The following is a 10,511-nucleotide window of genomic DNA, read 5'->3' as shown; positions in this document are numbered from 1 at the left end:
GCTGTACGTGGTGTGGGACGACGTCGGCGTCGCCACCTGGGATTGCTTCGGCGGACTGGTGCAGATGCCGGCCATGAGCCGCATCGCCGACCGCGGGGTGAGGCTGACCCAGTTCCACACCACGGCGCTGTGCTCGCCGACCCGCGCGGCGCTGCTCACCGGCCGCAACCCCACCAGCGTCGGGATGGCCACCGTGGAGGAGTTCACCGACGGGTTCCCCAACTGCAGCGGTCGGATTCCCGCCGACGCCGCGCTGCTCTCGGAGGTCCTTGTCGAGCGCGGGTGGAACACCTACTGCGTCGGCAAGTGGCACCTGACCCCGCTGGAGGAGTCCAATCTGGCCGCCACAAAACGACATTGGCCGCTGGGTCGGGGTTTCGAACGGTTTTACGGCTTCCTCGGCGGGGAGGCCGACCAGTGGTACCCGGACCTGGTCTACGACAACCACCCGGTGGACCCTCCCGGCACGCCGGAGGACGGCTATCACCTGTCGAAGGATCTGGCAGACAAGGCCATCGAGTTCATCCGGGATGCGAAAGTCATCGCACCGACCAAGCCGTGGTTCACCTACCTGTGCCCCGGTGCCGGTCACGCGCCGCACCATGTGTTCAAGGAGTGGGCGGACAAGTACGCGGGCACCTTCGACATGGGCTACGAGCGTTACCGCGAGATCGTGCTGGCCAAGCAGAAGGACCTCGGCATCGTCCCGCCCGAAACCGAGTTGTCACCGATGAACCCCTACGCCGACGCGAACAGCGCCGGCGGACAGCCCTGGCCCGCCCAGGACACGGTGCGGCCCTGGGAGTCGCTCAACGACGAGGAAAAGCGACTGTTCGCCCGGATGGCCGAAGTGTTCGCCGGGTTCCTGTCCTACACCGACGCCCAGATCGGCCGGGTGCTGGACTACCTCGAGGAGTCCGGCCAACTGGACAACACCATCATCGTGGTGATCTCCGACAACGGGGCCTCTGGCGAGGGCGGTCCGAACGGCTCGGTCAACGAGGTCAAGTTCTTCAACGGCTATCTCGACACCGTCGAGGACAGCATGCGCCTCTATGACGAACTCGGCGGCCCGTCGACCTATAACCACTATCCGATCGGCTGGGCGATGGCGTTCAACACGCCCTACAAATTGTTCAAGCGCTATGCCTCCCACGAGGGCGGCATCGTCGACACCGCGATCATCTCCTGGCCGGCCGGTATCGCCGCCCACGGAGAGAATCGGGACAACTACGTCAACGTCGCCGACATCACCCCGACTGTGTACGACTTGCTCGGTATCGCTCCACCGGACACCGTGGGCGGTGTCGCGCAACGGCCGATGGAAGGTGTGAGTTTCGCTGCAGCACTGACCGATCCGGCCGCTGACACCGGAAAGACCACCCAGTTCTACTCCATGCTGGGCACCCGCGGCATCTGGAGCGACGGTTGGTTCGCCAACACCGTGCACGCCGCCAGTCCGGCCGGCTGGGGGCATTTCGACGACGACCGCTGGGAGTTGTTCAACATTGCCGCCGACCGTAGCCAGTGCCGTGACCTCGCTGCGGAGAACCCGGCGAAACTCGCCGAACTCAAAGACCTCTGGTTCTCCGAAGCCGACAAGTACAACGGGCTTCCGTTGGGCGACCTCAATGTGATCGAGACGTTCACCCGGTTCCGGCCGACGCTGACTGCGGGACAGACCACGTTCACCTACTACCCCGGCACCGCTCCGGTGGGGCTCGGCGCCATGGTGGAACCACGTGGCATGTCGTTCTCAGTGCTCGCCGAAGTCGCCGTCGACTCCGCCGACGCCGAGGGCGTGCTGTTCAAGCAGGGCGCCGGGCACGGCGGGCACGTGCTGTTCATCAAGGACCGCCGGCTGCACTACGTCTACAACTTCATGGGCGAGGACGAACAGTCGGTCACCGCACCGGATCCGATTCCCCTGGGCAAGCACGTCTTCGGCGTCCGCTACGAGCGCACCGGCACCGCGGAGGGCAGCCACACCCCGGTCGGGACGGCGTCGCTCTACGTCGACGACGCGGTGGTGGCCACCCTGGCCGCCGTGCGCACCCATCCGGCTACCTTCGGCCTGGCAGGTGCCTCGGTTCAGGTGGGCCGCAACGGCGGGCAGCCGGTGTGCGGGGCCTACCGGGCGCCGTTCGATTTCAGCGGCGGGACCATCGTCAAGGTGGTCGTCGACACCTCGGGCACCCCCTATATCGACCGGGAGCGGGAGCTGGCGTTGGCGTTCGCCAGGGACTGAGTTCGCGCCGACTACGGTGAAAGCCGTGCTCACTGAACTCGTCGATCTGCCGGGTGGATCATTCCAGATGGGTTCGGGGAGCTTCTACCCCGAGGAACGGCCGGTCCACACCGCCACGATCGGCGCGTTCGCGATCGAACGTCACCCGGTGACCAACGCGCAGTTCGCGGCGTTCGTGGCGGATACCGGCTACGTCACCGTCGCCGAACGTCCGCTTGATCCCGCGCTGTACCCCGGCGTCGCCGCGGAGGACCTGCTGCCCGGAGCGCTGATTTTTCGGCAGACCCCCGGGCCGGTGAACCTCGGCGACTGGCGGCAGTGGTGGGATTGGGCGCCGGGCGCCAACTGGCGTGCTCCCTTCGGGCCGGACAGCGACATCGCCGGCAAGGAGGACCACCCCGTCGTCCAGGTGGCCTACCCGGATGCCGGGGCGTACGCGGCGTGGGCGGGGCGCCGGTTGCCCACCGAGGCGGAGTTCGAGTACGCCGCCGGTGCCGGCGCCACCACCGCGTTCGCCTGGGGTGAGGAGCCGCGGTTGGACGGCGCCCTGATGGCCAACACCTGGCAGGGCCGCTTCCCCTACCGCAACGACGGCGCCCAGGGGATGGGCACCGTTCGCTGGCTGGGCACCTCCCCGGTCGGGACCTTTCCGCCCAATCAGTTCGGCCTGGTCGACATGATCGGCAACGTGTGGGAGTGGACCACCACGAAGTACTCCGAACGCGGGCACGCTGCGCCCGACGGGTCGGCGACAACCTGCTGCCCCACCTCGGCCGAACCTGATCCGAGCATCATTCAGGCGCTCAAGGGCGGTTCGCACCTGTGCGCGCCGGAATACTGCCACCGCTTCCGCCCGGCCGCCCGTTCCCCGCAGTCCCAGGACAGTTCCACCACCCACATCGGGTTCCGCTGCGTGGTGACCCTCTAAAAGCCTCCCGCGCCGGGCCAGGGGAGCCCAGGGGAGCCCAGGGGAGCCCAGGGGACCCTCAGGTGCGAAACTGCCTGGATTTGGCTCGTGCCCTGCCCATCCCCTAGTATTCGGGGGTTGCCTGGGGCAGACCTCGGCCGGCGTGACCACGTTGGCCCCGCGTGCTCCGGGGTGACAAAGACCAAGCACGATCGGGTTGTTTCTGCCTGCTTGCGCAGAAATCTTCCCCGTGCGTGCACAACGTAGGGAGATCTGGTGATTCAGCAGGAATCGCGGCTCAAGGTTGCCGACAACACCGGCGCCAAGGAGATCTTGTGCATCCGGGTGCTCGGGGGCTCATCGCGGCGCTACGCCGGCATCGGCGACGTGATCGTGGCGACCGTCAAGGACGCGATCCCCGGCGGCAACGTCAAGCGCGGCGACGTCGTCAAGGCCGTTGTGGTGCGCACCGTCAAGGAGCGCCGCCGGTCGGACGGCAGCTACATCAAGTTCGACGAGAACGCTGCGGTGATCATCAAGAACGACAACGACCCGCGCGGCACCCGCATCTTCGGCCCGGTCGGCCGTGAACTGCGGGAGAAGCGCTTCATGAAGATCGTCTCGCTGGCCCCGGAGGTGCTGTAGATGAAGGTCCACAAGGGCGACACCGTGCTGGTGATCTCCGGCAAGGACAAGGGCGCCAAGGGCAAGGTCATCCAGGCCTTCCCGGGCCGCAACCGGGTCCTGGTCGAGGGTGTCAACCGGATCAAGAAGCACACCGCGCAGTCGGCCAATGAGCGCGGCGCCTCCTCCGGCGGCATCGTCACCCAGGAGGCGGCCATCCACGTCTCCAACGTGATGGTCGTCGACTCCGACGGCAACCCCACCCGTGTCGGCTACCGCGTCGACTCCGAGACCGGCAAGCGGGTCCGCATTTCCAAGCGCAACGGCAAGGACATCAAGTCATGACTTCTGTCGAAGAGAAGGTGCAGCCGCGACTGAAGCTGCGCTACCGCAGCGAGATTCGCGATGCCCTGAACTCAGAGTTCAACTACGCCAACGTGATGCAGATCCCGGGCGTGGTGAAGGTGATCGTCAACATGGGTGTCGGCGACGCCGCCCGGGACGCCAAGCTGATCAACGGCGCGGTCAACGACCTCGCGCTGATCACCGGCCAGAAGCCGGAGATCCGCAAGGCCCGCAAGTCCATCGCGCAGTTCAAATTGCGCGAGGGGATGCCGATCGGTGCCCGGGTCACGCTGCGCGGTGACCGGATGTGGGAGTTCCTGGACCGGCTGGTCTCGATCGCCCTGCCCCGTATCCGCGACTTCCGCGGCCTGAGCCCCAAGCAGTTCGACGGCCACGGCAACTACACCTTCGGCCTGGCCGAGCAGTCGGTGTTCCACGAGATCGACGTGGACTCCATCGACCGGCCCCGCGGTATGGACATCACCGTCGTCACCTCGGCGACGAACGACGACGAGGGACGGGCGCTGCTGCGGGCGCTGGGCTTCCCGTTCAAGGAGAACTGAGCAGATGGCAAAGAAGGCGCTGGTCAACAAGGCCAACAAGAAGCCGAAGTTCGCGGTGCGGGCCTACACCCGCTGCAACAAGTGCGGCCGTCCGCACGCGGTGTACCGCAAGTTCGGCCTGTGCCGCATCTGTCTGCGCGAGATGGCGCATGCCGGCGAACTGCCGGGTGTGCAGAAGTCCAGCTGGTAGTCCAAGACATCGAATTAGGTGCGCAGCAGGCCCCACGGGAATTGACCCGGGCGGGAACCGCTGCGAGGAAGGTGAAGTCCCAGTCATGACCATGACGGACCCGATCGCAGACTTTTTGACACGTCTGCGCAACGCCAATTCGGCGTTCCACGACGAGGTGTCCCTGCCGCACTCGAAGATCAAGGCCAACATCGCCGAGATCCTCAAGAGCGAGGGATACATCAGCGATTTCCGCACCGAAGATGCTCGGGTCGGTACGTCGCTGGTGGTCAAACTCAAGTACGGCCCCAACCGGGAGCGCAGCCTCGCCGGTCTGCGCCGGGTGTCCAAGCCCGGTCTGCGGGTGTACGCCAAATCCACCAACCTACCGCGGGTTCTCGGCGGGCTGGGCGTGGCGATCATCTCCACGTCCGCCGGCCTGAAGACCGACCGCCAGGCAGCACGTGAGGGCGTGGGCGGCGAAGTCCTCGCGTACGTGTGGTAGCCGGACAGGGAGAGGTTTAGACATGTCGCGTATTGGTAAGCAGCCCGTCCCGGTCCCCTCCGGTGTCGACGTCACGATCGACGGCCAGAAGCTTGGGGTCAAGGGCCCCAAGGGTGCTCTGGAACTCACGGTGGCCGAGCCGATCACCGTCTCGCGCAACGACGACGGCGCCATCGTGGTGACCCGGCCCGACGATGAGCGGCGCAGTCGGTCCCTGCACGGGCTGTCCCGCACCCTGGTCGCCAACCTCATCACCGGCGTGACCGAGGGTTACACCACCAAAATGGAGATCTTCGGCGTCGGCTACCGCGTGCAGCAGAAGGGCAGCAACCTCGAGTTCGCCCTCGGCTACAGCCACCCGGTCGTCATCGAACCGCCGGACGGCATCAGCTTCGCGGTGGAGGCTCCCACCAAGTTCTCGGTGAGCGGTATCGACAAGCAGAAGGTCGGCCAGATCTCGGCGGTCATCCGTCGGCTGCGTCGCCCCGACCCCTACAAGGGCAAGGGTGTGCGCTACGAGGGTGAGCAGATCCGCCGCAAGGTCGGAAAGACAGGTAAGTAGACATGGCGAAAACAGAAACCGTCGAACGCAAGCCGGTCGGAACCACTGCTTCGGCCGCCCGCCGGGCCTCCCGGTTGCGCCGACACGCCCGACTGCGCAAGAAGGTGGTCGGTACCGAGCAGCGGCCCCGCCTGGTGGTCAACCGCTCTTCGCGGCATATCCACGTGCAGCTGGTCAATGACGCAAACGGCACCACCGTGGCCGCGGCCTCGTCGATCGAGGCCGACGTCCGCGCGGTCGAGGGTGACAAGAAGGCCCACGCCAAGCGAGTCGGTCAGCTGATCGCCGAGCGCGCCAAGGCCATCGGCGTGGAGGCTGTGGTGTTCGACCGCGGTGGCAACACCTACGGCGGACGGATCGCTGCACTGGCCGACGCCGCCCGCGAGAGCGGACTCACATTCTGATGACCCCGGAGGGCAGGAGCGAAGCGACCCGGGAGACAACCATGACTGAAAACGGAAGGACCGCATGATGACGGAGCAGACATCGGCTCCCGAGGTGGCCCCCGACACCCCCACTGCGGGTACCCGTAGCGACGAGCGTGGCGGTCGTGACGACCGTGGTGGCCGCGGTGATCGCGGCCGGCGGGATGACCGTGGTGGCCGCGGTGGTCGGGACGGCGGGGAGAAGAGCAACTACCTCGAGCGGGTCGTCACCATCAACCGCGTCTCCAAGGTGGTCAAGGGTGGCCGCCGGTTCAGCTTCACCGCGCTGGTCATCGTCGGCGACGGCCATGGCATGGTCGGAGTGGGCTACGGCAAGGCCAAAGAGGTGCCCGCGGCGATCGCCAAGGGTGTCGAGGAGGCCCGGAAGAACTTCTTCCGTGTCCCGCTGATCGGCAGCACCATCACCCACCCGGTCCAGGGTGAGGCCGCTGCGGGTGTGGTGATGCTGCGCCCGGCCAGCCCCGGTACCGGCGTCATCGCCGGCGGCGCCTGCCGTGCGGTGCTTGAATGCGCCGGCGTGCACGACGTGCTGGCCAAATCGCTGGGCAGCGACAACGCGATCAACGTGGTGCACGCCACCGTTGCCGCGCTGAAGATGCTCCAGCGTCCCGAGGAGGTGGCCGCCCGCCGCGGCCTACCCATCGAAGACGTGGCGCCTGCGGGCATGCTCAAGGCGCGCCGTGAGAGCGAGGCGGCTGTGGCGGCCGCCGCGCGTGAAGGAAGCGCATAACGATGTCTGAACTGAAGATCACCCAGGTCCGCGGCACCGTCGGGGCGCGCTGGAAGCAGCGAGAGACCCTGCGCACGCTGGGCCTGAAGAAGATTCGGCAGTCGGTGGTCCGCGAGGACAACCCGCAGACCCGCGGGCTGATCAACGTCGTGCACCACCTCGTGGAAGTTGAACCGGTGGAGGGCGGCAAATGAGCGACGTCATCAAGTTGCACGACCTGCGTCCGGCGCCGGGTGAGAAGAAGGCCAAAACCCGTGTCGGTCGAGGCGAGGGCTCCAAGGGCAAGACCGCCGGCCGCGGCACCAAGGGCACCAAAGCCCGCAAGAACGTGCCGGTCACCTTCGAGGGCGGGCAGATGCCGATTCACATGCGGCTACCCAAGCTCAAGGGCTTCCGCAACCGCTTCCGCACCTCCTACGAGGTGGTCAACGTCGGCGACATCAGCCGGCTGTTCCCGGCCGGCGGTGACGTCACCGTCGAGGATCTCGTCGCCAAGGGCGCAGTCCGCAAGAACGCTCTGGTGAAGGTCCTCGGGGACGGCAAGCTGACGGTCAAGGTCAATCTGACCGCGCACAAGTTCAGTGGCAGCGCTCGGGAGAAGATCACCGCGGCCGGCGGGTCGGCCACCGAGGTTTCCTGACCGATTTCGCGTTTGCTCGCCGGGTCAACCGTGACCGGTAGCCTCGGGGCATGCTCTCCTTCCTGCCCGGCCTGCCCGATGATCTGCGTGGGCTGGCACGCCGGATCGACACCGTCCGCCACCACGGGATTCCCGACGGCTGCATCCTTGAATTGAACCTGCAGTCGGTGCCGCCGGAGACGGCCGGCTTCGACCCGGTCCGCTTGGTCACCGGCGCGGGCCGGCCGATGGTGCTGCGGGAGGCGGTGGCCGCCATCCACCGTGCCGCCGAGGATGACCGCGTCGCCGCGCTGATCGCCCGGGTTCAGCTTTCGGCCGCCCCGCCGGCGGCGGTGCAGGAACTGCGGGAGGCGATCGCGGCGTTCACCGCGGTCAAGCCGTCGCTGGCGTGGGCGGAGACCTATCCGGGCACGCTGTCCTACTACCTGGCTTCGGTGTTCGGCGAGGTCTGGATGCAACCCTCGGGCACAGTCGGACTCATCGGCTTCGCCACCAATGCCCTCTTCCTGCGGGACGCCCTGACCAAAGCCGGTTTGGAGGCCCAGTTCGTCGCCCGCGGGGAGTACAAGTCCGCCGCCAACATGTTCACCGAAAGCAGCTACACCCCCGCGCACCGGGAAGCCGACGGCCGGCTGATCGAGAGTCTGCACGCCCAGGTGTGGCAGGGTATCGCCGAGTCCCGAGGGCTTGAGCCCGCCGCGCTGGACTCACTCGCCGACCGCGCGCCGCTGCTGCGCGACGACGCTGTTGAGTCGAAGCTGTTGGACCGGATCGGGTTTCGCGATGAGGCCTATCTGCGTATCGCCGAACTGGCTGGCGTCGAGAACCTCAAGGATCCCGACTGCGACGACGCGCCGCCGCGGCTTTTCCTGTCCCGCTACGCGCAGACCCGGACCGGGGTGCCGACGATCCGTTCCCGCAAACCGACCCTCGCGGTGGTCACGGTGGCCGGGCCGATCGTCGGCGGCCGCGGTGGCCCGCAGGTTTTCCCGATGTCCCGCGGCAGCGCCGGCGCAGACACCATCGCCGCGGCCCTGCGCGCCGCTGCCGCAGATGACGACGTCAAAGCCGTCGTGCTGCGCGTCGACAGCCCGGGCGGGGCGGTCACCGGATCGGAGACGATCTGGCGTGCGGTCTGCCGGGTTCGGGAGAGCGGCAAACCGGTGGTCGCCTCGATGGGCGGGGTGGCTGCCTCGGGTGGCTACTACGTCGCGATGGCCGCAGAGTGGATCATCGCCGATCCGGGCACCATCACCGGGTCGATCGGCGTGGTCACCGGCAAACTCGTGGCCCGAGACCTCAAGGACCGGCTCGGATTGGGCTCGGATTCGTTGCGTACCAACACCAACGCCGATGCGTGGTCGGTCAACGCGCCGTTCACCGAGGAACAGCACGCTCAGGTTGAAGCCGAGGCCGACCTGTTCTACGACGACTTCGTGCGGCGGGTGGCCGAAGCCCGTGGCTTGAGCGTCGAGGAGGTCGACGCGGTCGCTCGCGGGCGGATCTGGACCGGTGCGGACGCCCACGCCCGCGGACTTGTTGACGAACTCGGCGGACTGCGGGCCGCTGTCCGCCGCGCCAAGGTGCTGGCCGGTCTGAACGCCGACACCGAAGTGACGCTGGCCGGGTACCCGGGTTCGTCGGTGCTGGACTTTCTGCGGCCCAAGGAGTCCTCCCAGCCGGCGGCATCCGCGTCGGACGTCGCCGCCGGATTGCTGGGGTCGGCGGTCGCGGGCCTGGTCGAGCGCAGTGAGCGCTCCCTGACGGGGACCTCGGCGCTGTGGCTGGGGGACTGGCGCTTCTAGCGGACGCCGGTCACCTGCCAGACCTTCTCGCGCAGGGACTGGCGGCAACCCGAAAGCCCAGCCTGGTCAAGGTGCACCCCCGCAGGGGGCAGTTGGGGGTATCCGGGCCGATAAGAATAGTCGGCTGGCTGTGCTTCTGGATTCGATGAAAGTACGTAACTTTCGGTAGTGGGCGATACTGCAGGGGTGGTGTCGGGTGTGGATCTGGTGGGTCGGGAGGCCGAGTTGTCCCGACTCACCGAGGTGCTGGCCGTTGACGGCGAGCGCGCGGTGGTGGTCTCCGGGGAGCCCGGGGTGGGCAAGACGGCGTTGCTCGAGCAGATCTGCGCGCAGGCGGCGGCTGAGGGCTGGCGGGTGGTGCGGGTCTTGGGGGTTGCGGCTGAGGAGAAGTTCGCGTTGGGCGGGCTCAATCAGTTGGTGATCGGTCTTAGCGAGTGGCAGGCCGGGTTGACTGAGTGCGACCGCGCGGTGCTGGCGCCGGTCGTCAGCGCCGAGGCGGGTTCGGCGGTGTCGGGGTTGCCGTTGGCGGCGTCGGTCCTGCGGCTGTTGGACCTCGCGTCGCAGTCCCGCCCGGTGTTGTTGGTTGTCGATGACCTGCACTGGCTGGACAGCATCAGTGCCGAGGTGCTCGGTTCGGTGGGGCGCCGGCTGCCTCCTGAGCGGGTGCGTACCCTAGCGGCGCGGCGGGTGCCGTATCGGTCGGTGTTCTCCGCGACGGGCTGGAACGAGTTGGCGTTGGCGTCATCTCTCTGGATGTGGCGGATTCGGAGCGGTTGCTGGACCGTGCCGGGGCGGTGTTGCCGGAGGTGACGCGGGCGGCTGTGCTGGCAGTGGCGGCGGGCAATCCGTTGGCGCTGGCTGAACTTCCGCGGTTCGCCGGGCGGATCGAGTGCGGACCGGCGGCGTTGGCGCTGACCGATCGTCTGGTCGCGGTGTTCGGCGGTCGCGCCGGACAACTTGATGCCGA

The 10,511-nt window shown here is 67.5% G+C and carries 14 protein-coding genes; all 14 read left to right on the top strand.

The features are described from left to right. Positions 1-2,248, top strand: a 2,248-nt coding sequence (locus ADBZ5N_RS14065; protein ID WP_526258342.1) for an arylsulfatase, incomplete at its 5' end; no start/stop codon positions are given. Positions 2,249-2,273: 25 nt separating this feature from the next. After that, positions 2,274-3,176 (top strand): formylglycine-generating enzyme family protein, encoded by a 903-nt coding sequence (locus ADBZ5N_RS14060; RefSeq protein WP_526258340.1) that lies wholly within the window; start codon positions 2,274-2,276, stop codon positions 3,174-3,176. Positions 3,177-3,431: 255 nt separating this feature from the next. Beyond that, on the top strand, positions 3,432-3,800 hold the full coding sequence (gene rplN, locus ADBZ5N_RS14055; RefSeq protein ID WP_526258338.1) for a 50S ribosomal protein L14: 369 nt from the start codon (positions 3,432-3,434) through the stop codon (positions 3,798-3,800). Then, positions 3,801-4,124: a 50S ribosomal protein L24 gene (gene rplX, locus ADBZ5N_RS14050; protein ID WP_526258336.1), complete on the top strand. Its 324-nt coding sequence runs from the start codon at positions 3,801-3,803 to the stop codon at positions 4,122-4,124. It begins immediately after the preceding gene. After that, positions 4,121-4,687, top strand: coding sequence for a 50S ribosomal protein L5 (rplE, locus tag ADBZ5N_RS14045; protein ID WP_526258334.1), 567 nt, complete (start codon positions 4,121-4,123; stop codon positions 4,685-4,687). The genes rplX and rplE overlap by 4 nt, the downstream gene beginning before the upstream one ends. 4 nt (positions 4,688-4,691) lie before the next feature. Continuing rightward, positions 4,692-4,877, top strand: coding sequence for a type Z 30S ribosomal protein S14 (locus tag ADBZ5N_RS14040; RefSeq protein ID WP_005143893.1), 186 nt, complete (start codon positions 4,692-4,694; stop codon positions 4,875-4,877). An 85-nt stretch (positions 4,878-4,962) separates the two neighbouring features. After that, positions 4,963-5,361: a 30S ribosomal protein S8 gene (rpsH, locus tag ADBZ5N_RS14035; protein WP_526258332.1), complete on the top strand. Its 399-nt coding sequence runs from the start codon at positions 4,963-4,965 to the stop codon at positions 5,359-5,361. Between the two features lie 22 nt (positions 5,362-5,383). Next, positions 5,384-5,923, top strand: coding sequence for a 50S ribosomal protein L6 (gene rplF / locus ADBZ5N_RS14030; RefSeq protein ID WP_526258330.1), 540 nt, complete (start codon positions 5,384-5,386; stop codon positions 5,921-5,923). Between the two features lie 2 nt (positions 5,924-5,925). Further along, a complete protein-coding gene (rplR, locus tag ADBZ5N_RS14025) occupies positions 5,926-6,327 on the top strand; it encodes a 50S ribosomal protein L18 (protein WP_526258328.1) in 402 nt (133 codons plus the stop codon). 67 nt (positions 6,328-6,394) lie between these two features. Continuing rightward, positions 6,395-7,099, top strand: coding sequence for a 30S ribosomal protein S5 (rpsE, locus tag ADBZ5N_RS14020; protein ID WP_526258326.1), 705 nt, complete (start codon positions 6,395-6,397; stop codon positions 7,097-7,099). Between the two features lie 2 nt (positions 7,100-7,101). Continuing rightward, on the top strand, positions 7,102-7,293 hold the full coding sequence (gene rpmD, locus ADBZ5N_RS14015; RefSeq protein WP_526258324.1) for a 50S ribosomal protein L30: 192 nt from the start codon (positions 7,102-7,104) through the stop codon (positions 7,291-7,293). Beyond that, entirely contained in the window at positions 7,290-7,739 is a 450-nt protein-coding gene (gene rplO, locus ADBZ5N_RS14010) for a 50S ribosomal protein L15 (RefSeq protein WP_526258322.1), read from the top strand. Before rpmD ends, rplO begins: the two co-directional genes overlap by 4 nt. A 50-nt stretch (positions 7,740-7,789) precedes the next feature. Continuing rightward, on the top strand, positions 7,790-9,544 hold the full coding sequence (sppA, locus tag ADBZ5N_RS14005) for a signal peptide peptidase SppA (protein WP_526258320.1): 1,755 nt from the start codon (positions 7,790-7,792) through the stop codon (positions 9,542-9,544). 168 nt (positions 9,545-9,712) lie between these two features. Beyond that, positions 9,713-10,354, top strand: coding sequence for an AAA family ATPase (locus tag ADBZ5N_RS14000; RefSeq protein ID WP_526258318.1), 642 nt, complete (start codon positions 9,713-9,715; stop codon positions 10,352-10,354). Positions 10,355-10,511 lie beyond the last annotated feature (157 nt).

Source organism: Mycobacterium sp., assembly GCF_044370595.1.
Taxonomy (GTDB): domain Bacteria; phylum Actinomycetota; class Actinomycetes; order Mycobacteriales; family Mycobacteriaceae; genus Mycobacterium.
Note: the sequence above shows the minus strand (reverse complement) of the source record. Positions and strands in the feature narration are given on the sequence as shown.

Coding starts and splice junctions, on each gene's coding strand:
- ADBZ5N_RS14040 (WP_005143893.1), top strand. CDS start 4,692: ATGGCAAAGAAGGCGCTGGTCAACAAGGCCAACAAGAAGCCGAAGTTC.
- rpsE (WP_526258326.1), top strand. CDS start 6,395: ATGACGGAGCAGACATCGGCTCCCGAGGTGGCCCCCGACACCCCCACT.
- rplF (WP_526258330.1), top strand. CDS start 5,384: ATGTCGCGTATTGGTAAGCAGCCCGTCCCGGTCCCCTCCGGTGTCGAC.
- rpmD (WP_526258324.1), top strand. CDS start 7,102: ATGTCTGAACTGAAGATCACCCAGGTCCGCGGCACCGTCGGGGCGCGC.
- sppA (WP_526258320.1), top strand. CDS start 7,790: ATGCTCTCCTTCCTGCCCGGCCTGCCCGATGATCTGCGTGGGCTGGCA.
- rplO (WP_526258322.1), top strand. CDS start 7,290: ATGAGCGACGTCATCAAGTTGCACGACCTGCGTCCGGCGCCGGGTGAG.
- rpsH (WP_526258332.1), top strand. CDS start 4,963: ATGACCATGACGGACCCGATCGCAGACTTTTTGACACGTCTGCGCAAC.
- rplR (WP_526258328.1), top strand. CDS start 5,926: ATGGCGAAAACAGAAACCGTCGAACGCAAGCCGGTCGGAACCACTGCT.
- rplE (WP_526258334.1), top strand. CDS start 4,121: ATGACTTCTGTCGAAGAGAAGGTGCAGCCGCGACTGAAGCTGCGCTAC.
- rplX (WP_526258336.1), top strand. CDS start 3,801: ATGAAGGTCCACAAGGGCGACACCGTGCTGGTGATCTCCGGCAAGGAC.